Genomic DNA, 25,985 nt, shown 5'->3' on the forward strand with positions numbered 1-25,985 from the left:
CGGTGGTGGCGAGCGGATACGCGACCGTGTCGACGTCCTTGCAGGAGTCGAGGATCACGACGTCGGCACCCTCCTCCGCGAGGCGGACGGCGTTCGATCGTCCCTGGCCCCGGGCGGCGCCGGTGACCAGCGCGACCTTTCCGGCTACTCGTCCCATGGGTGCTCCCGTTCTCATTGTATGCGTATTGTGACGAACCGCACTCTAATGCTTATCATGATTATTAGCTAGTGAGCCCGCAAGGTCCGAAGGTCCCCGATCGCCGGACACCTACGTCCCGTGCCGGCACAGGTTCCGGAGCCGCGCGCACGGCAGTCAGCCGCGACAGCAACGAACGGCTGTCGCGGCTGACTGGGGACCGCGCGGATATTCGGCAGGGATCCCTCCCCTGATCCGTCAGGCGAGCGACACCGGCCGCAACGGCGCCGCGGCCGGATCCGCCGACGGATCGGCCGCACGGACCGACGCCCTCACCGCGGCCCGGCCCGCCCGGTAGCCGAATACCAGGGCAGGGCCCAGGGTTCCGCCGGCTCCGCCGTAGACCATGCCGGTGGGGGCCGCCATGACGTTCCCGGCGGCGAACAGGCCGGGGATGACCCGATCGTCGACGTCGAGGACCGCGCCGTCGGCGTCGGTGCGCGGACCGCCCTTCGTGCCGAGCGTGCTGCTGTGGATCTGCACCGCATGGAAGGGGGCCCGCGCGACGGGTCCCAGGGTGGATTCCACGCCGGGGTACCTGTTCTTGTCACCGACGAACCCGTCGTACACGCTCTCGCCGCGGTGGTACTCGCTGTCGTGGCCCCGGCGCACGTCCTCGTTCCAGTGGGCGACCGTCGATTCGAGGGTGTCCGCGGGGACGTCGATCTGCCGTGCCAGATCGGCGAGAGTGTCGGCCCGCACGACCCACTCCGGGGCTTCGGTGCCCGGCGCGGCCCCGAACGCCCCGTACTTCTCGACGTGGTCGGCGTCGAAGATCAGCCAGCACGGCTGGTTCAGGTAGTCGAAGTCGTGCGCGTCGAGCTGGTGGAACGCCCCACCGAGCGCGTTGTAGTTGGTCGCCTCGTTGGTGAACCGCCGGCCGAGCCGGTTGACCATGATCGAGTGCGGCGCAGTGCGCTCCCGGTGCACGAGCTGGACGGCCTGGGCACCGTTCGCCCGTTGCCCGGGCAGCACCGCGACCGGCGCCCACCAGGCCTCGCGCATGTTGCCGAGCTGCGCGCCGACGCGCATCGCCATGCGCAATCCGTCCCCCGTGCACGTGGGCACGGTGGCGGGGTGCGCCATCGGTCCGCGCAGGAAGTCGCGCCGCAGCCGCTCGTCCCATTCGAAGCCGCCGGTGGCGAGCACGACGCCGTGCTCCGCGCGCACGTCGTGCGCCCCGTTCCGCCCCTCGAACCGCACGCCGGTGATGCGGCCGGACTCGTCCTGGATCAGCCGCACGCCCCGCTCCCCGGTGTGCACGGCGACGCCCTCGTCGAGGCAGCCCTGGAGCAGGGCCGCGATCATGCCGCGGCCCAGGCCCTCCACGCGCTCCCGCTCCCGCTGCTCGAGCACGTCGGGGGGAAGGTGGCCGGTGCCGCCGCCGATGGGGGTCTCCGCGACCGTCATACGGCGCGGGACCCCGACGAGCTTGTCCTCCCATCGGCCGAGGTCGATGAAGCTGAACAGGTCGGGTTCGAGGGAGCGTCCGCCCTGCGGCATCCCGCCGGGCCGCTCGGGGTGGTAGTCGGGGTAGCCGGCGACGAGGCGCATCTTCAGCGGCGTGGTGTCGAGCCAGTCGAGCAGTTCGGGAACGGTGTCGACGAACGCCTCCGCGAGCTCGGGCAGGATCATCCCGTGCGACAGGGATTCGAGGTAGGCGAGGGACTGCTCGCGCGAGTCGACGATCCCCGCCTCCCGCGCGTACCGGTTGTTCGGCAGCCACGCCACGGCGCTCGACAGGCACGTGGTCCCGCCGAGCAGTTCGCCCTTCTCGAACACGCCCACTCGGGCACCGCACCGGGCGGCCGACAGGGCGGCGCACAGTCCGGCACCCCCGCTGCCGAGCACGATGACGTCGTAGGCGTCCGATCCGTCGTTGTCTTGCATCGTAATTCCCTCTCTCGGGATGGTTCAGTCGAAGGTGGGTGACGGACTCGGCCGGAGTCGTCCGTCCGGCTCGGCGGGGGACGGCGGGTCGGGTGCGGCCCCGGCCGTGAGGACCGTCCCGTACGTCGCGGTCGGCGTCGCGTACCGGACCTCGAGCCGGCGTTCGCCGAAGTACCAGCGCCCGGCCCGTCTCACGTAACGGTCGTGGTATCGCAACGCGAGAATGCTCTGCACCCCCGCCTGCGCGAACTCGACGTGGCAGGGCACGACCCCCTGCGCCGTGTCCTCATCGGTGAAGTCCACCGTGCCGGGGTGCGGGGTGTGCACGCTGACCCCGTCGTATCCGTCGAGCGCGGCACGAACGTAGGTGACGATCGCGTCCCGCCCCCACAGCGATTCCGACAGACCGTGGAACGCGGCGTCCGGCGTATACAGCGCGGCCAGCGTCTCCATGTCGTGGTCGTCGACGGCCAGGGCGTACCGCGTCGCCAGTTCGCGGATCTCGAGGACATCCTCCGTCCGTCGCGGGTGGCGGTCCCGGCCGTCGAGCATGTCGTGTCCTTCCGTCGCAGAGCGCGTTTCGGGGCCTGTCACTACTTCACCAGGGCGCCGGCGTCGATCGGCATCGTGATGCCGGTGACGTAGCGGGACTCGGCTCCGGCGAGGAACAGAACGGCGTTGCTGACGTCGTCGGGCTGCACGAACGGGACGTCGAGGGCGTGCATGCCGTGCAGCAGCGGTTCGACCTGTTCCCGGGTGGGCTGCGGCTCGTCCGGGAGGAACAACTTGTAGATCGCGTCGTTCAGCAGCATGCGGGTCTCCACGTTGGTCGGCAGGACCGCGTTGACCCGGATACCTTCGGGGCCGAGTTCGTTGGCGAGACTGCGCATCACGCCGAGCACGCCGTGCTTGGCCGCCGCGTAGTGGGCGTTGTTCGGCAGGCCCTTCAGTCCGGCGATGGAGCTGATCAGCACGATGCTGCCGCCGCGGCCGCCGGCACGCAGGTGCGGGACGGAGGCCTTCACCGTGTTCCACACGCCGGTGAGGTTGATGTCGATCATGTCGCGCCAGATCTCGTCGGTGAGATCCTCGACCGGATAGCTGCCGGCGATCCCGGCGTTGGCGACGACGACGTCGAGGCGGCCGAACCGCTCGACCCCCGTCGCCACGGCCTTGGCGACCGCGGCCGAATCCCGCACGTCCGCTTCGGTGGCGACGATCTGCCGCCCCTCGGCCTGCACCAGGCGGACCGTCTCGTCGAGGTCCGCCCGGGTGGCCATGTCGTACGGGGCGCCCTGCACCGGAGCGCACAGGTCGATCGCGATGATGTCGGCGCCCTCGCGGGCGAGGCGCACCGCGTGGTTGCGCCCCTGTCCCCTCGCCGCACCGGTGACGAAGGCAACCATGCCGTCGAATCCCATGACGTGAACCTCTCTCTCGACTCGCTCTTCGGTTCGCGTCACGGACCGGGCGACCGTCCCCGCGAGGAGGCCGGCCGGGCTTGCGTGCAGAGCGGTGGATCGCGAGACGCGAGAAGAACGGAAACGGAAGAAATCTCTGCATATGATTATGCTCACATCGGACCCGGGAGGTCAATGGTCGATTCGGCGAGCACCCCCGGGTTCACGGTCCGCCCGTCCCGTTCCACCGGCGCGAAATCTCTTGAAGATGAACCTTTCAGATCGAGAAGGGGCGCGCGTTCCCGGCAGTGGGGCCGATACGCGGTCCCGGCGTGAAGCGCGCGGGAATTCGCTTCCAACCGGGATTGACCGCCTGGTGCGCGAACGGGACCACCCGGTCGTGCAGGATCTCGTAATCCGGCATGCGGCACAGGATCTGGCCGAGCATCTCGACGGACAGCGCACGGGCGATGTGCGCCCCGGCGCACCGGTGCACACCCATGCCGAACGCCGTGTGCCGGTTCGGCCACCGCTCGATGTCCACGGTGTCCGGGTCGTCGAACGCCTTCGGGTCGCGGTTCGCCGACGCCCAGCCGAGGAGCACGCGATCGCCCGTGCGGAAGTCGTGCCCGTGGAACTCGACATCACGAGTCACCGTGCGGGCCAGGGCCTGCGTGGGTGAGAAGACGCGCAGGAACTCCTCGATCGCCCGCGGCAGCTTCTCCGGGTGCTCGGCGAGGGTGCGACGCAGCTCGTGGTTGCGGTCGAGGTACATCAGCGTCTGGCTGACGAGGGAGGCGGTGGTGCCCACGCCGCCGGAGATCAGCAGCTCCGCCATGGCGAATACCTCGTCGTCCGTCACCGGCCGGCCGTCCACCTCCGAGCCGACGAGGTGACTCAGCACGTCGTCCCGCGGACGTACGCGCCGCTCGGCGATCGCGGCCCGCAATTGCTTCTCCATCCACGGGAACTCGACGGAGATGGCGTGCTCGAACTCCGGCGTGCCCGGCAGGTCGGAGAGCGCGGCGTGATGGGCGTGCGCGTACCGCTCCCAGTCCGCCGGCGGCAGGCCGAGCCAGTCGATCGTCACAACGGCCGGCACGCCGATGACCGTCGCGAAGTCGCACGTGCCGGCCTCGATGACCTGGTCGATGAACCACGTCGTGTACTTCTCGATCGCCGGCCGCAGGTGCTCGACGGCCGCCGGGGAGGTCAGCGGGTTGATCAGCTTGCGGTACTTGCGATGTTCCGGAGGATCGAGTTCGACGGGGATGTGGTGGTTCACCGGCGTCTTGGGGATGACGGTGGCCAGGCCGTCGCCGCCGTAGGGGCACCGCGCGGACGAGAAGGTCTGGTCGTCGCGGGCAGCCTCGAACACGCCGTCGTAGTCGGTGAGCACCCAGAAGCCGCCGTGACGGGTCGACCGGACCACCGGCCCTGCCGCCCGCATCCGACGGTAGGAGCCGACCGGGTCCTCGGCGTGCGCGGCGGAGTTGTGGTCGAAGTCGACCACGGGACAACGCGGTTCGGTGCTCCGGTCGTCGAGCGTCATCGGACTTCTCCTGTCGGGCTCGTGGACGCCATCGCCGAGGGGGCCGCCATGGTGCGGGCGTCGATCGACACGATCTCGCGCATTCCGGGGACGATGTCGCGGCCGAGGTCGTCGAGGTACGCGACGACGTCGTCGGCCGTCATGTCGGGCCACTGCGCGCGCACGATCACCGGATCGACCGGCACCTGCGCCGCGAGAGCGCGCAACTGGCCGAGACAGTCGTCGGGGGTTCCGACGATCGCCTCCGCGGCGGCGACCTGCCGGAATCGTTCGGTGAGGGCGGTGGCATCGCGGGTGTCCAGTTCCCGCTGCGCGTAGGCCAGGAGGCGGTCCCGCGCCATGGATTCGAAGCGCCGGAACGCACCCTCGGTGGTGGCGCCGGGAACGATCTCGCGGCGCAGCGGATGCCGCGCCACCGGCGGCCGCCCGTGCTTGTGCCGCGCCGCGGCATAGACGCCGAACATGCGGTGCATGTCGTCGGTCCGGGTTTCGGGCGTCACCGGCCACGCGTCGCCCAGTCGTGCGGAGCGCCGGACGCCGGAATCCTTCAGTGCGCCGATCCAGATCGGCGGGTGGGGATCCTGCCAGGGACGGATGTGGGTCTTGACCCCGTCGAGCCGCCAGAACCTGCCGTGGAAGTCGACCTCGTCCTGCGTCCACATGAGCCGGATGATCTGCAGCGCCTCGTCCATCATGGCGAACCGCCGGCCGAAGTCGACGCCGAACGCGGCGAACTCCTCGCGCCGGTATCCCGCGCCGGCGCCGACGATGAGGTTGCCCCGGGTCAGGATGTCGAGGGTGGCGAGTTCCTCGGCGAGCGCGACCGGATGGAACAGCGGCACCTGCACCACCATCGTGCCGATCTTCACGCCGGGGTCCAATTCGGCCGCGATCCGCGCCAGGGTCGGGATCGGCTGCAGCCAGCGCAGGTTGCCGTAGATGTAGTGGTGGCCCATCACGATGTAGCGCACGCCGTTGCGCTGCGCGGCCTCGACCTGGCGCAGCAGTCCGTCGAGGTGCTCGCGCGGCGACAGCGTGGAGTGCACGTCGCCGAGGATCACACCCAGGTCCATGTCTTCCTCGCTTCCGTCGACGGCTCGAGCAGCCAGTGCCGCAGCTTCGCCTTGGCAACCTTGTTCAAGGTGGCGCGCGGGAACTCCGGTACCAGGTGGACCTCGCGCGGTCGTTTGAAGTCGGACAGCAGTTCTGCGCAGGCCCGTTCGATGTCGGCCGGCAGGCCGTCGGGCGCGGCGCCGTCCGGGATCACGAAGGCGACCGGGACGTCGCCGAGCATCGGGTCCGGTTTCGCCACGACGGCGGCCTCCCGGACGCCGGGCACCGCCGCGACCACGCGTTCGATCTCGGCGGCGGCGACGTTCTCACCGCCGACCTTGAGCATGTCCTTGGACCGCTCGACGAACCACAACTGCCCGGAGCGGTCCTGGCGCACCCGGTCTCCGGTGCGGAACCAGCCGTCGGCGGTGAAGGCCTCCCGCGTCGCGTCGTCGTTGTGCAGGTACCCGGCGAACAGGGACACACCCGGTGTTCCGCGCACCCACAGGTCACCCACCGTGCCGGGCTCGACGGGACGGCCGTCGTCGCCGACGACGGCGACGGCGTACTCGGGGGCCGGACGTCCCATGGTCCCGTCGGGGTCGGGATGGGCCAGTTCGCTGACGACGGGGTGCGACACGGTCTCCGTCATGCCGAACCATCCGGTCATGCGGATCCCGTCGGCCACCGAGTGCTGCGTCGCGCTGCCCGACCAGTGCCGGTAGGTGTGGCCGGCCGGAACGGGAGCACCGTCGAGGGCCCGGAGCATGAACGACACCACCGATGCCCACGTGCACCGGTGCCGGAGCGAGACGTCCCAGAAGCGGGACGCGGAGAACTTCGGGGTCAGCACCACGGTGGCCCCCACCCACAGCAGTCCCAGAAACGAGTAGCCCAGGGCGTTGGTGTGGAACAGCGGCAGAGTGATCAGTCCGACGTCGGTGCCCCGCAGCCCGGCGTGGGCGGCGTTGACCCGGGCGGCCCAGAGGCAGTTGGCGTGTGTCCAGACCACGGCCTTGGGCCGCGCCGTCGTCCCGGAGGTGTACTGGATGCTCGCGGGCGCGAGCGGATCGATGGACACCGGCGCGGGTGCCCCGGCGGCCCGTCCGAGCGCGCCGAGGCTGCCGGACGCCCTTTCGGGCACGGTACCCCCCGGTGCCGCGGCCTCGAGGGTCTCGGCGCCGCCGGTCGTCGCGATCCACTCCAGGCCGGGCATGGCGGCCCGCGCGGCCTCGGCCGACCGGGTTCCGATCAGCGCGGCCCGGGGGGCGCAGTGCCGGTCGTAGTAGGCGAGTTCGTCGGCGCTGCTGCGGGTGTTGAGGCACACCGCGACCGCGCCGGTCGACACGATCGCCGCCCATCCGACGAGGAAGTCGGGGCAGTTGTCCATCAGCAGCACCACACGGTCACCGGGTGCGATGCCGCGCGCCTGCAGTCCGGCCGCGAGCCGATCCACCGCGGCGGCGAATTCCGCATAGCTCCAGCGCTGCGCCTCGGCGCCGGTGTGCGGCTCCCAGATGAGGAAGGTCGTCTCCGGCCGGTCGGTGCGCCACCGGTCGAGCAGCCACGGCACGGTACGGCTTCCGGTAGACGCGCGGACGGCGAGGTCGGGTGCCGGTCCGTCGAGGATCGGGTACGCGGGAGCGTGTGCGGGCATTCGGGTTTCGGTGGTCACGACGGCACCTGCCAGTTCAGGTGCCTGATCCGGAAGAACTCGGCGAACCCGTCCTCGCCCATCTCGACGCCGGTGCCGCTGCGCTTCGATCCGCCCCACGGCACGTCCGCCCGCATGGGGCCGCCACCGTTGATCGCGACGGTGCCGGTGTCGAGGCGCCGAGCCACGGCCACCGCCTCGGCGTGGTCGCCGAAGACGCTCGCGTTGAGTCCGTACGGGGAGTCGTTCGCGACGGCGACCGCCTCGTCGACGTCCCGGTACGGAAGGACCACCGCGACGGGAGCGAACAGTTCCTCCCGGCAGATCTCGGCGGAGTTGTCCACACCCGTCACCAGGGTCGGCGGCAGGAACCAGCCCTTGCCCACCGGCCGCTCGCCGGCGACCGAGATGCGGCCGCCGGCGGCGACGGCGCGGTCGAGGTAGCCGCGCACGCGCGCGAGGTGCTCGGCGGAGATCAGCGGCCCCACTTCGGTGCGCTCGTCGAACGGGTCGCCGGTCGGCACGTTCTCCTCGATGAAGCCCGCTGCCAGATCGAGGAATTCGTCGATGCGATCGTGTGGAACGAGGATCCGGGTGGTGGCGCCGCAGCCCTGTCCGGCGTTGCGGCAGAACCGCAGGATCGACGGTCCCACGGCGGTGGACAGGTCCGCCGACGGGAGAAGGATGTTGGGGGACTTCCCGCCGAGTTCGAGCACGACCTTCTTGTGGGTGGCCGCGGCCTGTGCCATCACGGCCGCGCCGACGGCGGAGGATCCGGTGAAGCTCACCATGTCCACCCCGGGGTGGGAGCTGAGCAGTTCGCCCACGGCCGGTCCACCCGGCACGAGATTCAGCACGCCGGGCGGCAATCCGGCCTCGTCTGCGAGGTGCATGAAGGCCAGCGCGGACAACGTGCCCCGCGGCGAGGGCAGCAGGACCACGCTGCAGCCGGCGGCGAGCGCGGGCGCCACCTTCCACGAGATCATGTTCAGCGGGTAGTTGTACGGCACGATCGCCGAGACCACGCCGATCGGCTCGCGCAGCAGGAGGCTCTCGGACGACACCGCGCCGCGGATGCCGGGCAACCGCTCCTGGTAACCCCCACGGGGACCACGCAGCGCCGCGTCGGCGAACCACCGGAAGTTGATCGCCGGCTGCGCGACCTGCAGGGTGCGGGCCAGACCGATGGGTGATCCGACCTCCCGCACGACCAGTTCGGTGAGTTGCCCGGCGTGCTCGTCGATCAGGTCCGCCAGCCGCCGCAGGACCTTGGCGCGCTGGTCCGGGGAGGCGGCGCGCCATTCCCCGGCGTCGAAGCTGCGGCGGGCGGCCGTGATCGCGCGTTCGGTCTGCTCCCGGTCAGCGGCGGTCCACCGTGCCAGCGCCTCCTCGGTGGCGGGATCGATCGAATCGAACGTCTCGCCGCGCCCGGTCTCCCCTCTGCCGCCGACGTGCACGGACGGGCCGTGCGCCGCCCGGGCGAACAGGTCGTGGATCATCGCCTCTCCTCGCGTCCCGGAACGTCGATGTCGAGAATCAGGGACTGGTAGGACTTTCCGTGCGGGTCCACCCGCAGGGACTTGGAGACCCCGCCCGCGAGGGCACGGGTGAGGACGAAGTTCAGGCAGCAGTTCACCGGGATCTCGTAGCGGGTCACCTCGCCCTCGACGAGGTTCCCGAACGCCTCGGCGACGATGTCCTCGGTGAGCACCGACCGGAGCCAGTCGTAGTCGGCGTCGTCGTGCGGGAACACGCAGATGTTGCTGGTGTCGCCCTTGTCGCCGGAGCGGCTGTACGCGACGTCACGAAGTTTCATGCGGTGGTCACCTCCACGGACAGGGGTACCTCGCTGCGGGGCAGCAGGGCGGGGGTCACGACGACGGCGGGGACGACCGAGGTGACCACGCCACCGCCACCTGCTGGACCGAAGTACAGGTATTCGACCTCGTAGGCGGCGGCCTTGGCGACGTCGGGATCGAGGGCCCGGGCCGCGAGCCGCAGCCGCACCTCCGCCGGCTCGCCGCCGGCGATCCGGTCGCCGAAGAGGGTGTCGACGCCGTGCAGTTCGATCCGCAGTTCGTCGATCTGCGCCCGGATCGGTTCGAGGCGCCGGCGCACGATCTCCTCGGCGCGACGGGCGCGGTCGACGCAGCCCGGTCCGCCGTAGGAGATCTCGGCGACGGCCTTGTATCCGAGGTCGACGCCGACGAGCACCTTGAGGGTGTCGGGCCGGGCGGATCCGCGGGCGCCGGACAGGCGTACCCGGTCGGGCCCGGCCTGTTCGATCCGCACGTCGCTGAAGTCCGCGGTCACGTCGGGGGTGAGATAGCGGGCGGGATCGTGGATCTCGTAGTAGAGCTGGGTGCGGGTGGTGCGCAGGTCGACGGCCCCGCCGGTGCCGTCGAGCTTGGTGACGATCAGCTCGTCGTCGTCGATCTCGGCCAGGGGGAAGCTCAGGTTGTGCGGGTCGGGGACGACCCGGTACGGCGGGTCCTCGAAGTTGCCGCCGGTGCTGTGGACGCCGCACTCGAGCAGGTGCCCGGCGAGGGTCGCGGTGCCGACGCGGTCCCAGTCGTCGAGCGACCATCCCAGCTCGTGGCAGATCGGCCCGACGAACAGGGACGGGTCGGCGATCCGGCCGCCGAGCACGATCTGGGCGTCCTGCCGCAGGCAGTCGACGATCGGATCGGCTCCGATGTAGGCGTTGGCGGAGACGATCCGGTCGGCGAGCGCGCGCGTGGTGGTGCCGAGTTCGGGGAGCGCGACGTCGGCGGCCGTGACGGCGTCCCGCACGTCGTCGCCGCGGATGATGCCGATCCGGGTCCCCCCGAGCCCCAGAGCGCGCAGATTGACGGCGAATTCGGCCGCCGCGGCGTCGGGATTGGCGGCACCGAAGTTGCCGACGACGCGGCCTCCCGACGCGAGGAAGCGGCGCAGGATCGGCACCAGGGCGGAGATGCGTTCGTCCTGGCCGGCCGACGGATCGCGCAGGCGGCGGATCTGGGCCAGCGCCATCGTGCGTTCGGCCAGGCAGTCGAAGCCCATGTACCGGACCCGGCCGCTGTCGGCCATGGCGGCCGCTGTCTCGAGCCGGTCGTTGGCGTAGGCCGAGCCCGAGCCGATACTCAGCTGCATTAGTACCTCGTCTCGTTGCGTGCGTCGGCGAACCTGCTGAATTCGCGCGTGACACCGGAATCCGCGCACGCCGTGTCGTGGGCGGATTCCGGTTCACCGCATCGATTTTCGGACTGCGGTCCGTGCGACTCTCAGGACTTGCCGATCACGCCCGCCTCGGCGAGCGCCGCGAGCCGGTCCGCGCTCAGCCCCAGCCGGTCCGAGAGCACCTCGGCGGTGTGCTCGCCGATGGTGGGCACACCGTCGTAGCTGGGACCGTCGTAGCTGCCGAGGTGCAGCACCGGCCCCGGCATCAGCACACCCTTCATGATCTCGTTGCCCGTGATCTCGACGAGGGTGCGCTCCTGGAAGTGCGGGTCGGCGACGACGTCCGCGGCATCGTTCACCGGTGCGCTGACGACCTCGAACTTCTCCAGGGTCTCGAGCACGCTCGCCCGCGGCATCGAGCCGACCCATTCCTTCACCATCGCCTGCACCTCGTCGTTGTGCTCGAGGCGTGCGGCGTTGGTGGCGTAGCGGGGATCCTCGATGATCTCGGGCCGCCCCATCGCGGCGAACAGCCGCTTGGCGATGCCCTGGTTGGACGCCGCGATGGACAGAAAGCGCCCGTCCTGGGCCTCGTAGATGCCCCGCGGCGACGCCGCGCCGGTGGCGTTGCCGATGCGCTGCTGGATCTCGCCGAGCGCGGTGTAGCGCAGGAACATGTCACCGATGATGAACATCAGCGGCTCGTACAGCGCGACGTCGACGACGTCGCCCTGCCCCGTCCGCTCCCGCTTGTACAACTACATCGCGACGCCCATCGCGGCGGACAGCCCGGCGATGGAATCGGCGAACCCGAACGGCGGGGAGGTCGGCGGCGAGTCCGGCCAGCCGTTGACGTGCGCGAAACCGCTGGCCGTCTCGGCGACGGTGCCGAATCCCGGCAGGCTGCGATTGGGTCCGGTCTGCCCGAACCCGGACACCCGGGCCAGCACGAGCCCCGGGTTGTCCGCGCTCAGCACGTCGTAGCCCAGGCCCCACTCCTCGAGCCGGCCGGGACGGAACGACTCGACGACGACGTCGACCTCGGCCGCGAGCCGGCGCACCAGGTCGCGGCCTTCCGGCGAACGCAGGTCGATGCCGAGGGACTTCTTCCCGGCGTTGAGACGGGAGAAGCCCAGCGACAACCCCTCCTTCTGCGGAACCCACTGGCGTGCGAAGTCTCCGGTCGTCGGGTCCTCGACCTTGACCACCTCGGCGCCGAAGTCGCGGAGCATGCGCCCCGCGGTGGGGGCGGCATACATGGTGCCGAGCTCGAGCACCTTGACTCCCGCGAGCGGACCCGCAGCGGATGCGTTCATCGTCGTCTCTCCTAGCCTTGTCGTCCGGTTCGGCCCTGCCGAATGCGATGTTGCCGAATACCTTGCCGGCGAATCAGATCCGCCACTGGATGTGCTTGACCTCGAGGTACTCGCGCATCCCCCACTCACCGAGCTCGCGGCCGACTCCCGAGCGCCCGTAGCCGCCGAACGGCGCGTCCGGCCGCATGGCACCGCCGCCGTTGATCCATACCGTTCCGGCGCGGATCTTCTCCGCGACGCGGCGCGCCTCGACCGGGTCGTCGCACCACACGTTCGCGGCGAGACCGAAGGGGGTGTCGTTGGCGAGGCGGATGGCCTCCTCGGTGTCCTTGAACGGCAGGATCACCGCGACGGGACCGAAGATCTCTTCCTGCACCGCACGTGCGTTGGGCGGAAGATTGCCGAGCAGAACCGGATTGACGAACCAGCCCTTCTCGGGCAGCGGCTTGGTCACCTCGAGCAGCTTCCTGCCGCCCTCGGCCGCCGCGCCGTCGATGAAGCCCTGTACGCGGTTCTGGTGGTCGGGCCGGATCATCGGGCCGATGTTCGTCGCACGGTCCCACGGGTCGCCGACGACCATCTGGTCGAACGCCGACGCGCCGGCCTCGAGGAACTCGTCGTAGACCGAGTCGTGCACCAGCAGCCGGGCGAGGGCGGCGCAGCCCTGACCGCCGTTGCGGGACCAGCGCAGGTGCATCTCGACGGCGATCTTCTGCACGTCCACGCCGGGCAGCACGATGTTCGGCGACTTGCCGCCGAGCTCGAGGGTCACGCCGGCCAGGTTCGCCGCGGCCTGCTCCATGATCTTCGCGCCCACCCCGTCGGAACCGGTGAAGGACACCCGGTCCACGCCGGGATGCGAGGACAGCCGCTGCCCGACGTCCGCGCCGCCGATGACGACGTTCATCACGCCCGGCGGCAGACCCGCCTCGCGGATGAGATCGCCCAGGAACAGGGTGGTCAGCGGGGTGCGCGGGGACGGGAGCAGCACCACGGTGCAGCCGGCCGCGAGCGCGGCGCCGAACTTGAAGATCGCCAGGTTCAGCGGGTAGTTGTACCCGGTGATCGCCGCGACGACACCCACCGGCTCGTACACGACGTCGCTCATCGTCGGCACCGGCTTGTCGTACTCGCCGAGATGGACGGTGCGGTCGGTCTTCGCGGCCTCGGCGGCCCACCGTAGGTGCTCGTCGACGGCCATCTTGACCTGCAGGTACTCGGCGAGCGAGACCGGCGTGCCGACCTCGTTGACGATCGAGGGCAGCAGCCGGTCGGCGGCCTTCTCGAGCACGTCGGCGAAGCGGTGGATGTGGCGGGAGCGCTCCTCGCCGCTCAGGGCGGACCACGCCGGGAAGGCGGCGCGGGCGGCGGCGACGGCGGCGTCGACCTGGTCGGTAGAGGCGCCGCCGACGGTGGCGATGACCTCCTCGGTGGCCGGGTTGTAGACGTCCCACGTCTCACCGGCGGGCTCGACCTCCCGATCGCCGATCAGCAGGGTCCGGGTTTCGGGAACCCAGTCCTTCAACGGGAATTCGGTTTCGGGCGCTGCAGTCATCTCAGGCACCTTCCTCGGTGGTGGGGCGCTTGGCCATCAGGCCGACGCGCTCGAGCAGGCAGACGAGTTCGTCGCGCTGGTTGAAGCCGCGGTGTTCGAACCACACGATGCCGCTGTCGGTGCGGCTCTCGGATTCACGCTTCTTCAGGATGGTGGTCTCCGCGCGCAGGGTGTCGCCGTGGAAGACCGGATTCGGGAACTTGACCTTGTCGTAGCCGAGGTTGCCGAGCGTGGTCCCCATGGTCAGCTCGGGTACGTGGAACGCACCGATGAGCGCGACGGTGAACAGGCTGTTGACCACCCGCTGCTTGTGGATCGTCGTCTTGCAGAACTCCTCGTCGAGGTGCAGCGGCTGGATGTTCATCGTCAGCGAGGTGAACAGCACGTTGTCCATCTCGGTGACGGTGCGGGTCATCGAGTGCTTGTAGTGCTTCCCGACCTCGAACTCCTCGAAGTACAGACCGCGCATCACCGTTCACCTCTCCGTAGGATCGCCTCGGCTCGTTCGAGCCATTGAATTGCCTTGTCGTAGTGGGCCTTGTCGATGTGCAGACCGCGATACCGCAGCGCGCCGACGCCCTCCGCCTCCGCCTTCTCGTAGGCCTCGGCGAGTCCGCGGTAGAACTCCAGGTCCTGCTCCGACGGGCTGAACACGTCGTTGACGGTGGCCACGTGGGAGGGGTGGATCGCAATCATCCCGCGGAACCCGAGCTGCCGGCCTCGCACCGCGAAGTCGCGAAGCCCGTCCAGGTTCTCGAGATCCTCCCACAGGCCGGTCAGGGCGTGGATGCCGGCCTCCCGGCAGGCCAGCAGCACCCGGCTGCGCAGGTAGAGGGTTTCGTGTCCCTCGGGGGTCCACTCGTAGCCGACCTCGCGGGCGATGTCGGCGTGCTCGGCCGACGGGCCGATCATGGCGCCGACGCGCGGCGACGCCGTGGCCACCTCGAGACAGTTGTGGATGGCCTTCACCGTCTCGACGGGCACGATGTACTCGAGCCCCGCCACCCCGTTGCGCAGCTCGAAGTGGTCGAGCAGCGCGTCGTAGCGCAGGACGTCGGTGGCCTGCTCGATCTTCGGGGCGAAGATGCCGGTCAGGCCCGGCACCACGACCGCCTCGAGATCGGCCCCGGTCAGCCGGGTGGCGAGGGGGTTGACGCGCACGAACAGCCCGACGTCCCGGTTGGACTCGCGCACCCGCGCGATGGACTCGGCGACGGTCGCGCGGGCGGCCGCCTTCTCCGCGGCCGGCACGGAGTCCTCGAGGTCGAGCACGACGCAGTCGGCGCCGGCCGCGACGGCCTTGTCCACCCACTTCGGGCGGTGCCCCGGGACGAACAGGATCGAACGATACGGCTGCACGTCGTCCTCCTAGTAGCTTCGCGGCAGGCCCAGCACGTGCTCGGCCGTGTAGTTGAGGACCATCTCCTGGCTGATCGGCGCGATCCGCATGAGCCGCGCCTCCCGGAAGTACCGCTCGACATGGAACTCCTTGCCGTAACCGAAGCCGCCGTGGGTCTGCAGGGCGACGTCGGCGGCGTAGAAGCCGGCCTCGGCGCACAGGAACTTCGCCGCGTTCGCCTCCCGTCCGCACGGCAGGCCCTGGTCGACCATCCACGTCGCCTTGTCCAGGACCGCCTCGGCGGCGTCGAGGCGGATGCGGGCCTCGGCGAGCTGGAACGCGATGCCCTGGTTCTTCCCGATGGGACGGCCGAAGACCTCGCGCTGCTTGGCGTAGTCGACGCCGCGGCGCAACGCCGCCTCACCGATGCCGAGGGCGGCGTTCGCCGAGATGACGCGTTCGGCGTTGAGGCCGCCGAGGATGGTGCGGAAGCCGTGCCCGACCTCACCGACGACGTCCTCGTCCGCGACGAACAGCTCGTCGATGAACAGCTCGTTGGTGTCGACGGCGTTGCGGCCCATCTTGGGGATCGGCCGGATCTGCACCTTGCTGCGGTCCATCTCCGCGAACATCAGCGTCATGCCGGCGGTGCGCTTGGCGTTCTCGTCGCGGGGGCTGGTGCGGCACAGCAGGAGCATGCGCTCGGCCTCCTGCGCCTTGGTGATCCACACCTTCTTGCCGGACACCAGCCAGCCGCCGTCGACCTTCTTGGCGAAGGTGCGGATGTTGGTGGTGTCCGTGCCGGCGTCCGGCTCGGTGACGGCGAACGAGGTGTGCAGCTCGCCGGTGACGACGCGCGGCAGGTACTTGCGCTTCATCTCCTCGGAACCGTGGTGGATGATCGGCTCGAAGCCGAAGATGCCGATGTGTCCCGCGCTGCACCCGCCCATGCCGGCGCCGGACGCGGCGATCTCCCGCTCGACGATCGCGGCCTCGGTGACGCCGAGGCCGCCGCCGCCGTACTCCTCGGGGACGGTGAGACCCATCCAGCCGCCCTCGGCCATGGCGTTGTAGAACTCCCACGGGAACTCGTGGGACTCGTCGTGCTCGGCCCAGTACTCGTCGGGGAACCGCTTGCACAGATCGTGGATCCCCCGCCGGATTTCCTCGTGGGTCTCGTTCTTGCTGTAGTCCATCTCGGTTGCCTTTCCCGGCCGTCAGACCGCGGGGACCGCGGTGCGGTCTGCGTCGGAGACCGCGGTGCGGTCGTAGGTGTCGGGGGTGATGCCCTCCTCGCGCAGGACCGCCTTGCGGACCTTCTCCGACGGGGTCTTGGGCAGCGCGCCGACGAATCGAAGGTAGCGCGGGATCGCGAAGGCCGGAATCCGGCCGTCGCACCAGGCCAGGATCTCCTCCGGACCGACGTCGCCGGTGCCGACCACGGTCGCGAGCACCTCGTCCTCGCCGCCCTCCACGTCGGCGGGAACACCGATCACCGCGCACTCGACGACGGCCGGGTGCCCGAGCACCGCCTGCTCGATCTCGTAGGAGCTGATGTTCTCGCCGCGACGGCGCAGCGCGTCCTTGTACCGGTCCACGAAGTAGAACCAGCCGTCCTCGTCCTTCTTGAGGGCGTCGCCGGTGTGGAACCACAGGTTGCGCCACGCCTCGAGCGTCTTCTCCGGCATGTTGTAGTACCCCATGCTGCACGTCCACGGCTGCACCGGACGCACGACCAGCTCGCCGACCTCGCCGACCTCGACCTCGCGGTCCGTCTCCGGGTCGACCAGGCGGATGTCGAACCACTCGGAGGCCGCGAGCCCCGCGGCCCCGGCCGGCCGGGGCACCCCGTAGGGCGCGACGATCGGCGCGCAGGTCTCCGTCAGCCCGAACGCATCGACGAAGGCCTCGATGCCGTAGCGCTTCTTGAAGTCCTCGACGATGGAGCTGGCCGTCGGCGCCGCGTACACGCAGCGCAGGCGGTTGTCGAGGTCGTTCTCGCGCGGCGGCTGCTTCCACGCGAAGTCCATCATGACCCCGACGAAGTTGGTGACGGTGACGTCGTCGTCGCGCACGTGGTCGATCCAGCGGCTCGCGCTGAACTTCGAGCGCACCACGGCCCGCGCCCCGGCCACCAGGGCGGGGTAGACCGCCATGAACTGGGCGTTGCCGTGGAACAGCGGCGTGGTGGTGAGGTAGGTGTCCTCGCGGGTGAGCCGGGTGAAGCACACCACCTCCTGCGCGAAGAAGTACAGCTGCGAGTTCGGCATCGCCACGCCCTTGGACGGGCCGGTGGTCCCGGAGGTGAAGAAGATCGCGCCGAGGTCCTGGGGCCGTGCCTGCGGCAGCTCCTGCACCTCGCCCGCCTCCAGCGTCTCCCACGCCTCGGCGTCCCAGCCGTTGGCGCGCAGCAGTTCGAGTGCCAGGTCGCGGTTTCCGGCGCCCGAGTCGACCACCCAGAACTTCTCGATGCCACGCGCATGCTCGGCAATCGCCACGAACCGCTCGGCGTAGGTGTCGTCGATCACCGCCCACCGCGGCTCGACGGTCACCACCTGGTGGCGGAGGAACTCGCCCTCGTAGTTGGTGTTGATCGGCACCTCGACGAGTGCGCCGACCGCGGTGCCGAACCAGGAGCGCACGAGCTGGGACGAGTTCTGCGCCATGATGATCACCCGATCACCCTGCTGCGCGCCGGCCCGGTACCAGGAGCTCGCGATCCGTTCGGCGGAGGAGAGCATCTCGGCGTAGGTGAAGCGCCGATCCTCCTCCGGCGTGACGAGGAACTCCGAATCCGGCTGGGACGCAGCGTACGTGCGCAGCACGTGGCCCAGCGTCCAGTCCTCCGGGTCGGTGAAGGTCGGTTTCAGATCGGTGTAGGTCTGCATCAGGACAACTCCCGGTTTGCGGGGATCGCGGTGATCGACGGAACGATTTCCTTGCCGAGCCGGGAGATGGCGGCGATGGTCTCGTCCGCGTCCATCGTCGGCCACTGCGGACGCATCAGCAGCGGGTCGACCGGCATGGTGGTCACCAGGTCGGTCAGCTGGGCGACGACCTGCTCGGGATCGCCGACGACGGCGTGGCTCGACACCGCCTTGGCGAACTCGTTCTCGAGGTCGGTGCCCTTCATGACGTCCAGGCCCTTGTTCGCGTAGGTGAGGTAGCGGCCCTGCGCCACGCGGGCGTACTCCTGCATCGCCTGCTCGCGGGTGTCGGCGACCAGCACGTTGCGGCGCAGCGGCTGCGGGCCGAATTCCTTGCCCCGCTCGGCGAAGAGATCCCGCACGACCCGGAAGCGTTCGAGCACTTCCTCTTTCGGGGTCTCCGGCGGCGTCGCGTAGGCGTCACCGTACTTGCCGGCGCGGCGGACACCGCCCATCGCGTGCGCGCCGATCCAGATCGGCGGGTGCGGATCCTGCACCGGGAACAGGTGCGGCTTGACGCCCTCGAGCTGGAAGTACTTGCCGTGGAAGGTGACCTCTTCCTCCGTCCACAGCTTCTTCATGATCTGCAGCGACTCGTCGAACCGTCCGGCCCGCTGCTTGAACGGAATACCGAGGTAGTCGAACTCCTCGGGTCGATAGCCCAGGCCGGCACCGAAGATCAGCCGCCCCTCGGTGACCACGTCGAGCGTGGCGATCTCCTCGGCCAGCATCACGGGGTGATACAGCGGCGCGATCATGATCTGGGTGACGAGCTTGATGTGCGGCTCGACGTGCGCGGCGAGGCGCGCGAGCAGCGGCACGGGCTGCAGCCACCGCAGTTCCCCGTAGAGGAAGTGCTGGCCGATCGCGATGTAGGTGAAGCCGTTCTCCTGCGCCGCGTCGACGATGCGCAGTACGTCCTTGAACTGCTGTGCGGGGCTCACCGACTTCGGAACGTCGCTGAGCAGCAATCCGACCTGAACCATGGTCCTGTCCCTCCGGTCGAAGTGGTCGTTACTGAGCGGTGAGTCCGCCGTCGACCGGAATGGTCACGCCGGTGATGTAGCTGGCATCGTCGCTGTTGAGGAAGGCGATCACCGACGCGATCTCCTCGGGCTGAGCACCCCGGCCGAGCGGGATGGTGGCGACGAAGTCCTTGGTCAGGGCCGAGACGTCGGCGCCGGGCTCGCGCCCGAAGAACTGCGAGAGCATCGGCGTGACGACCTGGCCGGGGCAGATGACGTTGACCCGGATACCGTCCTTGGCGCCGACGAGCGCGAGGGAGCGGGCGAACGGGACGAGCGAGCCCTTGGTCATCGAGTAGATCGGGCTGAACGGCGAACCGATCAGCGCGGACGTCGACGACGTGAGGGTGACCGAGCCCTTGCCCTCCGCCTTCTTCAGCAGGTCGAAGCCGAGGGTGGTGGAGTAGTAGGCGCTCTTGACGTTGACCGCGATGTTCTTCTCCCAGTCGGCGTCGCCGACCTCGAGGCCGCCCGGGCCGGGCATGCCGACCTGCGCGTGCAGCGCATGGAGGACGCCGTGGTCGGCGTCGATCTTGCCGAAGAGCGAGCGAAGATCGTCGTTGTTCGTCGCGTCCACCCGCATCGGAGTGGCCTGACCGCCCTCGGCCCGGATCTCCTCGGCGACGGTGACCGCACCGTCCTCGGACAGGTCGGCGACGTACACGTGGCCGCCCTCCTGGGCGATGCGATGGCTGATCGCGCGGCCCATGCCCGAACCACCGCCGATGATCGCGGCAATACGTCCCTCGTAACGACCCAGCATTTCGTTCACCTCGTTCTCGAGAAGTTCTTCGTTGATGTGCAATGTCAGGCGCGCTGATCGAACGTGCGGCCCAGGAGCTCGGAGACGATCCGGGTGCGCTGCATGGTCGGCGTGCCGCCCGCCAGCGCCCATCCGTGCGAATCGCGGTGCAGCCGTTCGATTCCGAACTCCTCGGTGTACCCGTTGCCGCCGTGCAGCTGGATCGCCATGTCGGTGACGCGCTTGGCCATCTCGTTGGCGGTGCACTTGGCGAGGGAGACCTCGAGCGGATCGGGCAGGCCGTCGGTGATGTTCGCGACGGCGCGATCGCGGAGCAGCCGAGCGGCCTCGACCTGCAGGACCATGTCGGCCAGGGTCATCTGGACGGACTGGAACTCGACGAGCGGCTTGCCGAACTGGTGGCGTTCCTGCACGTAGGTGACGGTGCGGTCGAGCGCCTCCTGCCCGATGGCCAGGCTCATGGTCGTGTTGCCCAGGCGCTCGATGGTGAACGCGCCGAACAGCTTCCTGAAGCCGCCGGCCTCGGCGACGATGTTCTCCTCCGGAACGACCACGTCGTCGTAGAAGATGTCGGCCGACGGAATGCCCCGGAAGCCCATGAGCTTCTCGCGTGCGCCGTAGCTGATGCCGGGCCGGTCGGCCTCGACGAGGACGGCTCCGATGCCCTTGGCGCCGGGGGCATCGCCCATGCGGCAGTAGGTGAGGTAGACGTCGGCCTCGCTGCCGTTGGAAATCCACCGCTTCATGCCGTTGACGACGACACCCTTGTCGGTGCGCACGGCCTTGGTGGTCATGTCGGTGGCGGCGGAGCCGGCGTCGGGCTCGGAGATCGCGACGGCCATGGTCTTCTCGCCGGCGACGATCTGCGGCAGGAACGTCTTCTTCTGGTGTTCCGTGCCCAGGCGGGCGATGGCCTGGGCCGGGCCGGTGTTGGATTCGAAGATCTGGAAGGCCGCCGGCCGGCACACCTTCGCGAACTCCTCGATCACCGCCAGGGCGTGGGACAGCGGGGCGCCGGACCCTCCGTACTCCTCCGGCAGCGAGATGCCGAGATAGCCCAGCTCGCCGAGGAAGCGACGCTCGTCGTGCGGGAACGCGGTGCGTTCGAGATCCCACTGCGCAGCCTTCGGTGCGTAGCGTTCCCGGGCTACGGTCGCCGCGGCCGCACGGATGTCCCGGAGCTCGTCGTCGACGTGCGATGTCGCCATGTCCCCACCTTTCTGTGTTCATCATTAACCTAAAGCGCCCACCGGATGTGGTCAAGGTCACTCAGTTCGATGACTCACATACTAACCATGATAATGATTAAGAGGCAATCGCTTCTTTGGTCGATGGTCGCCACCCAGGCCCGGAAGGGTCGTCACCTGCGGAATTCGCGGCCTCGCCGGCGCCGCCCTGTCCTTCCCGCGCCTCCACCGCCTATTGTGCAATACATCACAATCGTTATCAGTTTCTATGGAGGTCACATGACGACACTCGACTCGTCCCCGACGGCGCTGGAGGAGCTGGCCCGGCGCCTCACCCGGCTCGAGGACCGTGCGCGCATCCAGGACCTCGTCGCGGCCTACGCCATCGCCGTCGACGACCACGACCTCGAGACCCTGCTCTCGCTGTTCACCGAGGACGGCGAGTTCGAGCGCGCCGGCTCCATCGCCCGCGGGCGCGAGGAGATCCGCGAGTTCTACGTCGCCGCCATGGACCGCTACAGCCTGACCCTGCACTCGCCGCAGAGCGACCAGATCTCCGTCGACGGGGACCGCGCACGCGGATTGCTCACGGGCCGAGCAGAACTGGCGCTCGATGGGACGTTGATGATGGCGGCGTACCGATACTCCGACGAGTACGCCCGCGTGGACGGCCGCTGGCTGTTCCGGCGCCGGGACCTGCGGTTCATGTACGCCGTGCCGTTCGAGCGGATGAATGCGGGCCTGTGCACGACGGAGCGCATCCAGTGGCCGGGCACGCCGCACCGGCGCGCCGACTTCCCCGAATCCCTGCCGACCTGGTCGACCTACCGATGAGGGCCCTACCGGTGTGACGCGGGCCATACGATCGGTCGGAGAATGGTTTATAGTAACCATCATCATGAATTGATTTCCCGACTGGAGGAACGCCCATGACCCGCGCTGTCATCGTCGACGCCGTCCGATCCCCCACCGGACGGGGCAGAGCGCAGGGAGCGCTGGCCGGGGTGCACCCCAGCGATCTGCTCGCCCAGGTCCTGGCCGGGCTCGTCGCCCGCAACGACCTCGATCCCGGCCTGATCGACGACGTCCTCATCGGCTGCGTCAACCAGTCCGGCGAACAGTCCGCCACCCCCGGGCGGCAGGCCCTGCTCGCGGCCGGATTTCCCACGCACGTGCCCTCCGTGACCATCGAACGCAAGTGCGGCTCCGGCCAGCAGGCCGTCGACTTCGCGGTCCAGGGCATCACCGCCGGCGCATACGACATCGTCGTCGCCGGCGGCGTCGAGTCGATGAGCCGGGTTCCGATGGGATCGGCGGCCATGGGCAAGGACCCGCACGGGCCCGCCGTGCGCGAGCGCTTCCCCGATCTCGTCCCGCAGGGCATCGCCGCGGAGCTCGTCGCGCAGAAGTGGGCACTGAGCCGGGCCGAGCTGGACGAGTACTCGGCCCGCTCGCACGAACGCGCGGCACACGCGCGCGCCGCGGGCTGGTTCGACGGCGAGATCGTTCCCGTCACCACCCCCGACGGCGTGGTGACCTCCGACGAGACCATCCGCGAGGGCACCACCGCCGGCAGGCTCGCCGGTCTGCCCGCGGCCTTCGACACCGACACGTGGCGCGAGCGTTTCCCCGAGCTGGACTGGAAGGTCACCGCGGGCAACTCCTCGCAGATCTCCGACGGCGCGGCCGCCCTGCTGATCATGTCCGAGGAGAAGGCGGCCGCGCTCGGCCTGCGCCCGCGCGCCGCGATCGTGGCCTCGGCCGTCGTGGGCGACGATCCCACCCTCATGCTCACCGGCCCCATCCCCGCCACCGAAAAGGTCCTCGCCCGGGCCGGCCTGTCCGTCCGGGACATCGCCGCCTTCGAGGTCAACGAGGCATTCGCCGCCGTCCCCCTCGCCTGGCAGCGCGAGATCGGCGCGTCCGACGACGTCCTGAACCCGCTCGGCGGCGCCGTCGCCCTCGGACACCCGCTGGGCGCGTCCGGTGCCCGGCTGATGACCACACTGCTCCACCACCTCGAACGCACCGGCGGGCGCTACGGCCTGCAGACCATGTGCGAAGCCGGCGGAATGGCCAACGCGACCGTCGTGGAACGACTGTAGAAACCCACTTCCGACTCAGGAGAAATCATGGACATCACCCAGGGATCGGCGGTAGTGACCGGCGGGGCCTCCGGCCTCGGCCTGGCCACCGTCAAGCGCTTCGTCGGCCTCGGCGTGCCGACGGTGATCCTCGACCTGCCCACCTCCGACGGGGAGGTCGTCGCCAAGGAACTCGGCGAGCTCGCCGTGTTCGCCCCGGCCGACGTCACCGATCCCGACGCGGTGAACCGCGCGCTCGACGCGGCCGAGGAACGCGCTCCGCTCCGGGCCGTCGTGCACTGCGCCGGCCGCGGTGGCACCGTCCGCGTCGTCGAGAAGGACGGCACCCCCGGTTCGCTGGACATGTACGAGAACCTGATCCGGATCAACCTGATCGGATCGTTCAACGTGCTGCGCCTGTCGGCCGCCCGCATGGTGAACAACGAGCCCGTCGACGGCGAACGCGGCGTCATCGTCCTCACCGCGTCGGTCGCGGCGTGGGAGGGCCAGATCGGCCAGATCCCCTACGCCTCCGCCAAGGCCGGTGTCGTCGGCATGACCCTCGTCGCCGCCCGTGATCTCGCCCGGAAGCTCGTGCGCGTCAACAGCATCGCGCCGGGCACCTTCGACACACCGATCCTGTCCCGGTTCTCGCAGGAGATCCGCGACGGACTCGCCTCCCAGACCCCGCACCCCGCCCGCCTCGGGCAGCCCGACGAGTACGCGAAGCTCGCCCTGTCGATCGTGGACAACGCGATGATCAACGGCGAGACGATCCGTATCGACGGCGCGATCCGCATGCAGCCCCGCTAGGAGACAGCCATGGACACCCCCGTACACGTCGAACAGTCCGACGGCGTGCAGATCATCACGATCAACCGGCCCGAGGTGCGTAACGCGATCAACACCGAGACCGCCGTCGCCGTCGCCGCGGCCCTCGACGAACTCGACTCCCGCGACGATCTCGTCGCCGGCGTGATCACCGGCGCCGGCAAGACCTTCTGCACCGGGATGGACCTGAAGGCCTTCCTCGCCGGCGAACGCCCCTCCGTCGAGGGTCGCGGCTTCGCGGGCATCACCGAGAAGTCCCCGGCCAAGCCGCTCGTCGCGGCGGTCGAGGGACACGCCGTGGCCGGCGGATTCGAGATCGTGCTCGCCTGCGACCTCATCGTCGCCTCCGAGACAGCCGTCTTCGGCCTCCCCGAGGTCAAGCGCGGCCTGCTCGCCGGGGGCGGCGGACTCCTGCGGCTGCCGCGCCGCGTCCCGCACCAGCTCGCCGTCGAATGGTGCCTCACCGGTGAGTACTTCTCCGCGCAGACCGCGTACGAGGCGAAGCTGCTCAACCGCCTCGTGCCCGAGGGGCAGGCGCTGACCGAGGCGATCGCCCTGGCGAAGACCATCGCGAAGAACGGCCCGCTCGCACTGCGCGCCACCAAGCAGATCATCGCGCAGGCCCGGGACTGGTCCAACGAGGAGGAGTTCGAGCGCATGCGCGAGATCTACGAGCCGGTGCGTTCCTCCGCCGACGCGAAGGAAGGCGCGCTGGCGTTCAAGGAGAAGCGCGAACCCGTCTGGCAGGGACGCTGACCCAGCGGTACGACGAGCGGGGCCCGGGATCAATTCCCGGGCCCCGCTCGCATTCGTGTGCCGAAGGACCGAATGTCACACCGCTTCGATCTGATCGAAGCGGTGTGACATTCGGCCACAGGATGAATCAGGCCGACGGCTTGGCGACGACCACCTCACGGCTGCCGTCCCATTCGACGAGCACGCCCGGGGTACGCATGTCGTGACCCTCGAACGTGATCTCGCCCTGTGCACCGTCGAATCCTTCGGCGGTGACCTGCTCGAGACCACGCTGGATGTCCTCGCGGGACGCACCGCCGGAGGCCTTGATCGCGCGCGCCAGCAGCCACGCGGCGTCGTACCCCTCGGCCGCGTAGTTCAGCGGGTCCTCGTTGTACTTCGCCCGATACGCCGCGACGAACTCCTGGGACGACGCCGCCGGCTGGTCGAGAGTGAAGTTGGCGGTCCAGAACATGCCGGCGCCGTCAGCCCCCGCCGGGACGAGGTTCTTCGCGCCTGCACCGGTCTGGCCGAGCACCGGTCCCGTGTATCCGGCCTGGCGCAACTGCCGCATGGCCGTGGCGTTCTGGGCGCCGGTGAGGAGCATCGCCACGGCGTCGGGCCGTTCCCCGGCGATCTTCGTCGCCGAGGACGCGAAGTCCTGGGTGGTGTTCTGCACGGACGTGGTCGAGACGATCTGGTAGCCGTGCTCGGCCTGCCCCTCGGGAAGGTTCTTCTCCGCCATCTCCGCGAGGGCCGGGTTGGCCGCGTTGAACAACACGCTGACCCGCTCGACGCCGAGGTCCTCGAGATGAGCCAGGGAGGTGCCGATGTGCGTGGTCTGCGGCGGGGTCGCCCGGAAGGTGTAGTCGCCGCCGAGCACACCGTCGCTGGCGGACTGCGTGTAGACGGTCGGCAGCTTCGCCCGGTCGACGAGCGGCGAGATCGCGATCGCCTGGGCACTGGAGATGCCGCCGAGCAGGGCGCTGACCGACCGGTCCGCGGTCGCTTCGGTCGCCTGGCTCACAGCGGTCTGCGTGTCGCTGGCCGCATCGCGGCTCTCGAGCACGAGCTTCGACTCACCGAGGAACCCACTGCTGTTGACCTGTTCGACGGCGAGCTCGATACCCCGGAACTGGGGCAGGCCACCGAAGGCGGTCAGACCGGTCTTGTCGGTCACGGACACGATCTTGATCTCGCCGGGCATCTCGCCGGACCCCACGGTTCCGCCGCCGCCCGAGCCGCACGCGGTGGTCAGGGCGAGCCCGGCGACACCGGCCAACGCGGCGACGGCAATGCGCTTGTTCTTCATTCTC

General features: G+C 69.7%; 23 protein-coding genes and 1 pseudogene. 4 read left to right on the forward strand and 20 right to left on the reverse strand.

The genetic code is table 11. The annotated features are described in order from the left end of the window. The 19 genes and pseudogenes from CQZ88_RS31960 to CQZ88_RS26860 form a co-directional block, all read right to left on the reverse strand. A partial coding sequence (locus tag CQZ88_RS31960) for an SDR family NAD(P)-dependent oxidoreductase (protein ID WP_258008816.1) occupies positions 1 to 157 on the reverse strand: 157 nt, incomplete at its 3' end. 237 nt (positions 158 to 394) lie between these two features. Further along, a complete protein-coding gene (locus CQZ88_RS26775; RefSeq protein ID WP_102800550.1) occupies positions 395 to 2,086 on the reverse strand; it encodes an FAD-dependent oxidoreductase in 1,692 nt (563 codons plus the stop codon). Positions 2,087 to 2,110: 24 nt separating this feature from the next. Beyond that, a complete protein-coding gene (locus CQZ88_RS26780) occupies positions 2,111 to 2,638 on the reverse strand; it encodes a nuclear transport factor 2 family protein (RefSeq protein ID WP_102800551.1) in 528 nt (175 codons plus the stop codon). A 41-nt stretch (positions 2,639 to 2,679) separates the two neighbouring features. Continuing rightward, a complete protein-coding gene (locus CQZ88_RS26785) occupies positions 2,680 to 3,507 on the reverse strand; it encodes a mycofactocin-coupled SDR family oxidoreductase (RefSeq protein ID WP_006941616.1) in 828 nt (275 codons plus the stop codon). A 256-nt stretch (positions 3,508 to 3,763) separates the two neighbouring features. After that, positions 3,764 to 5,038 (reverse strand): cytochrome P450, encoded by a 1,275-nt coding sequence (locus CQZ88_RS26790; RefSeq protein WP_006941618.1) that lies wholly within the window; start codon positions 5,036 to 5,038, stop codon positions 3,764 to 3,766. Then, entirely contained in the window at positions 5,035 to 6,111 is a 1,077-nt protein-coding gene (locus CQZ88_RS26795; protein ID WP_102800552.1) for an LLM class flavin-dependent oxidoreductase, read from the reverse strand. The genes CQZ88_RS26790 and CQZ88_RS26795 overlap by 4 nt, the downstream gene beginning before the upstream one ends. Next, positions 6,096 to 7,748, reverse strand: a complete 1,653-nt coding sequence (locus CQZ88_RS26800) for an AMP-binding protein (RefSeq protein ID WP_374703843.1) — start codon at positions 7,746 to 7,748, stop codon at positions 6,096 to 6,098. Before CQZ88_RS26800 ends, CQZ88_RS26795 begins: the two co-directional genes overlap by 16 nt. 14 nt (positions 7,749 to 7,762) lie before the next feature. Beyond that, positions 7,763 to 9,244: an aldehyde dehydrogenase family protein gene (locus CQZ88_RS26805; RefSeq protein ID WP_051446159.1), complete on the reverse strand. Its 1,482-nt coding sequence runs from the start codon at positions 9,242 to 9,244 to the stop codon at positions 7,763 to 7,765. Next, positions 9,241 to 9,561, reverse strand: a complete 321-nt coding sequence (locus CQZ88_RS26810; RefSeq protein ID WP_006941630.1) for a hypothetical protein — start codon at positions 9,559 to 9,561, stop codon at positions 9,241 to 9,243. The genes CQZ88_RS26805 and CQZ88_RS26810 overlap by 4 nt, the downstream gene beginning before the upstream one ends. Continuing rightward, on the reverse strand, positions 9,558 to 10,880 hold the full coding sequence (locus CQZ88_RS26815; RefSeq protein WP_006941631.1) for an acyclic terpene utilization AtuA family protein: 1,323 nt from the start codon (positions 10,878 to 10,880) through the stop codon (positions 9,558 to 9,560). Before CQZ88_RS26815 ends, CQZ88_RS26810 begins: the two co-directional genes overlap by 4 nt. Before the next feature lie 131 nt (positions 10,881 to 11,011). Further along, a pseudogene (locus tag CQZ88_RS26820) lies at positions 11,012 to 12,223 on the reverse strand (CaiB/BaiF CoA transferase family protein). Positions 12,224 to 12,296: 73 nt separating this feature from the next. Continuing rightward, a complete protein-coding gene (locus CQZ88_RS26825) occupies positions 12,297 to 13,778 on the reverse strand; it encodes an aldehyde dehydrogenase family protein (protein ID WP_029546555.1) in 1,482 nt (493 codons plus the stop codon). Between the two features lies 1 nt (position 13,779). Continuing rightward, positions 13,780 to 14,247, reverse strand: coding sequence for a MaoC family dehydratase (locus tag CQZ88_RS26830; RefSeq protein WP_029546556.1), 468 nt, complete (start codon positions 14,245 to 14,247; stop codon positions 13,780 to 13,782). Further along, positions 14,247 to 15,137, reverse strand: coding sequence for a CoA ester lyase (locus CQZ88_RS26835; protein WP_006941636.1), 891 nt, complete (start codon positions 15,135 to 15,137; stop codon positions 14,247 to 14,249). Before CQZ88_RS26835 ends, CQZ88_RS26830 begins: the two co-directional genes overlap by 1 nt. Before the next feature lie 9 nt (positions 15,138 to 15,146). Beyond that, positions 15,147 to 16,313: an acyl-CoA dehydrogenase family protein gene (locus CQZ88_RS26840; protein WP_102800554.1), complete on the reverse strand. Its 1,167-nt coding sequence runs from the start codon at positions 16,311 to 16,313 to the stop codon at positions 15,147 to 15,149. Positions 16,314 to 16,334: 21 nt separating this feature from the next. Continuing rightward, positions 16,335 to 18,005: an AMP-binding protein gene (locus CQZ88_RS26845; protein WP_006941638.1), complete on the reverse strand. Its 1,671-nt coding sequence runs from the start codon at positions 18,003 to 18,005 to the stop codon at positions 16,335 to 16,337. After that, the gene (locus CQZ88_RS26850; RefSeq protein ID WP_006941639.1) at positions 18,005 to 19,030 is read right to left on the reverse strand and encodes an LLM class flavin-dependent oxidoreductase; all 1,026 of its coding nucleotides are present in this window, start codon (positions 19,028 to 19,030) and stop codon (positions 18,005 to 18,007) included. Before CQZ88_RS26850 ends, CQZ88_RS26845 begins: the two co-directional genes overlap by 1 nt. A gap of 28 nt (positions 19,031 to 19,058) precedes the next feature. Continuing rightward, positions 19,059 to 19,832 (reverse strand): SDR family NAD(P)-dependent oxidoreductase, encoded by a 774-nt coding sequence (locus tag CQZ88_RS26855; protein ID WP_196813340.1) that lies wholly within the window; start codon positions 19,830 to 19,832, stop codon positions 19,059 to 19,061. 44 nt (positions 19,833 to 19,876) lie between these two features. Then, positions 19,877 to 21,040 carry an acyl-CoA dehydrogenase family protein gene (locus tag CQZ88_RS26860; RefSeq protein ID WP_029546558.1) on the reverse strand — a complete coding sequence of 388 codons (1,164 nt, stop codon included), beginning with the start codon at positions 21,038 to 21,040 and terminating at the stop codon, positions 19,877 to 19,879. A gap of 258 nt (positions 21,041 to 21,298) precedes the next feature. On the opposite strand from CQZ88_RS26860, the gene CQZ88_RS26865 reads away from it, so the two are divergent. From CQZ88_RS26865 to CQZ88_RS26880, 4 genes are all read left to right on the forward strand, one after another. Then, positions 21,299 to 21,853, forward strand: coding sequence for a nuclear transport factor 2 family protein (locus CQZ88_RS26865; RefSeq protein WP_006941648.1), 555 nt, complete (start codon positions 21,299 to 21,301; stop codon positions 21,851 to 21,853). Positions 21,854 to 21,948: 95 nt separating this feature from the next. Beyond that, positions 21,949 to 23,124 (forward strand): thiolase family protein, encoded by a 1,176-nt coding sequence (locus CQZ88_RS26870; RefSeq protein ID WP_050036072.1) that lies wholly within the window; start codon positions 21,949 to 21,951, stop codon positions 23,122 to 23,124. A 27-nt stretch (positions 23,125 to 23,151) separates the two neighbouring features. Next, the gene (locus tag CQZ88_RS26875; protein WP_029546560.1) at positions 23,152 to 23,916 is read left to right on the forward strand and encodes an SDR family NAD(P)-dependent oxidoreductase; all 765 of its coding nucleotides are present in this window, start codon (positions 23,152 to 23,154) and stop codon (positions 23,914 to 23,916) included. A 9-nt stretch (positions 23,917 to 23,925) separates the two neighbouring features. Then, a complete protein-coding gene (locus CQZ88_RS26880; RefSeq protein WP_029546561.1) occupies positions 23,926 to 24,690 on the forward strand; it encodes a crotonase/enoyl-CoA hydratase family protein in 765 nt (254 codons plus the stop codon). Between the two features lie 127 nt (positions 24,691 to 24,817). Here the strand turns inward: CQZ88_RS26880 and CQZ88_RS26885 are convergent, their stop codons facing one another. Continuing rightward, positions 24,818 to 25,981, reverse strand: coding sequence for an ABC transporter substrate-binding protein (locus CQZ88_RS26885; protein WP_029546563.1), 1,164 nt, complete (start codon positions 25,979 to 25,981; stop codon positions 24,818 to 24,820). Positions 25,982 to 25,985 lie beyond the last annotated feature (4 nt).

This window comes from Rhodococcus sp. ENV425, assembly GCF_002887785.1.
Lineage (GTDB): Bacteria > Actinomycetota > Actinomycetes > Mycobacteriales > Mycobacteriaceae > Rhodococcus > Rhodococcus aetherivorans.

What these genes read in the sequence shown, in the direction of transcription:
- CQZ88_RS26775 (WP_102800550.1), bottom strand. Translation starts at nt 2,086, where the DNA reads ATGCAAGACAACGACGGATCGGACGCCTACGACGTCATCGTGCTCGGC.
- CQZ88_RS26780 (WP_102800551.1), bottom strand. Translation starts at nt 2,638, where the DNA reads ATGCTCGACGGCCGGGACCGCCACCCGCGACGGACGGAGGATGTCCTC.
- CQZ88_RS26785 (WP_006941616.1), bottom strand. Translation starts at nt 3,507, where the DNA reads ATGGGATTCGACGGCATGGTTGCCTTCGTCACCGGTGCGGCGAGGGGA.
- CQZ88_RS26790 (WP_006941618.1), bottom strand. Translation starts at nt 5,038, where the DNA reads ATGACGCTCGACGACCGGAGCACCGAACCGCGTTGTCCCGTGGTCGAC.
- CQZ88_RS26795 (WP_102800552.1), bottom strand. Translation starts at nt 6,111, where the DNA reads ATGGACCTGGGTGTGATCCTCGGCGACGTGCACTCCACGCTGTCGCCG.
- CQZ88_RS26800 (WP_374703843.1), bottom strand. Translation starts at nt 7,748, where the DNA reads ATGCCCGCACACGCTCCCGCGTACCCGATCCTCGACGGACCGGCACCC.
- CQZ88_RS26805 (WP_051446159.1), bottom strand. Translation starts at nt 9,244, where the DNA reads ATGATCCACGACCTGTTCGCCCGGGCGGCGCACGGCCCGTCCGTGCAC.
- CQZ88_RS26810 (WP_006941630.1), bottom strand. Translation starts at nt 9,561, where the DNA reads ATGAAACTTCGTGACGTCGCGTACAGCCGCTCCGGCGACAAGGGCGAC.
- CQZ88_RS26815 (WP_006941631.1), bottom strand. Translation starts at nt 10,880, where the DNA reads ATGCAGCTGAGTATCGGCTCGGGCTCGGCCTACGCCAACGACCGGCTC.
- CQZ88_RS26825 (WP_029546555.1), bottom strand. Translation starts at nt 13,778, where the DNA reads ATGACTGCAGCGCCCGAAACCGAATTCCCGTTGAAGGACTGGGTTCCC.
- CQZ88_RS26830 (WP_029546556.1), bottom strand. Translation starts at nt 14,247, where the DNA reads ATGCGCGGTCTGTACTTCGAGGAGTTCGAGGTCGGGAAGCACTACAAG.
- CQZ88_RS26840 (WP_102800554.1), bottom strand. Translation starts at nt 16,313, where the DNA reads ATGGACTACAGCAAGAACGAGACCCACGAGGAAATCCGGCGGGGGATC.
- CQZ88_RS26845 (WP_006941638.1), bottom strand. Translation starts at nt 18,005, where the DNA reads ATGCAGACCTACACCGATCTGAAACCGACCTTCACCGACCCGGAGGAC.
- CQZ88_RS26850 (WP_006941639.1), bottom strand. Translation starts at nt 19,030, where the DNA reads ATGGTTCAGGTCGGATTGCTGCTCAGCGACGTTCCGAAGTCGGTGAGC.
- CQZ88_RS26855 (WP_196813340.1), bottom strand. Translation starts at nt 19,832, where the DNA reads ATGCTGGGTCGTTACGAGGGACGTATTGCCGCGATCATCGGCGGTGGT.
- CQZ88_RS26860 (WP_029546558.1), bottom strand. Translation starts at nt 21,040, where the DNA reads ATGGCGACATCGCACGTCGACGACGAGCTCCGGGACATCCGTGCGGCC.
- CQZ88_RS26865 (WP_006941648.1), top strand. Translation starts at nt 21,299, where the DNA reads ATGACGACACTCGACTCGTCCCCGACGGCGCTGGAGGAGCTGGCCCGG.
- CQZ88_RS26870 (WP_050036072.1), top strand. Translation starts at nt 21,949, where the DNA reads ATGACCCGCGCTGTCATCGTCGACGCCGTCCGATCCCCCACCGGACGG.
- CQZ88_RS26875 (WP_029546560.1), top strand. Translation starts at nt 23,152, where the DNA reads ATGGACATCACCCAGGGATCGGCGGTAGTGACCGGCGGGGCCTCCGGC.
- CQZ88_RS26880 (WP_029546561.1), top strand. Translation starts at nt 23,926, where the DNA reads ATGGACACCCCCGTACACGTCGAACAGTCCGACGGCGTGCAGATCATC.
- CQZ88_RS26885 (WP_029546563.1), bottom strand. Translation starts at nt 25,981, where the DNA reads ATGAAGAACAAGCGCATTGCCGTCGCCGCGTTGGCCGGTGTCGCCGGG.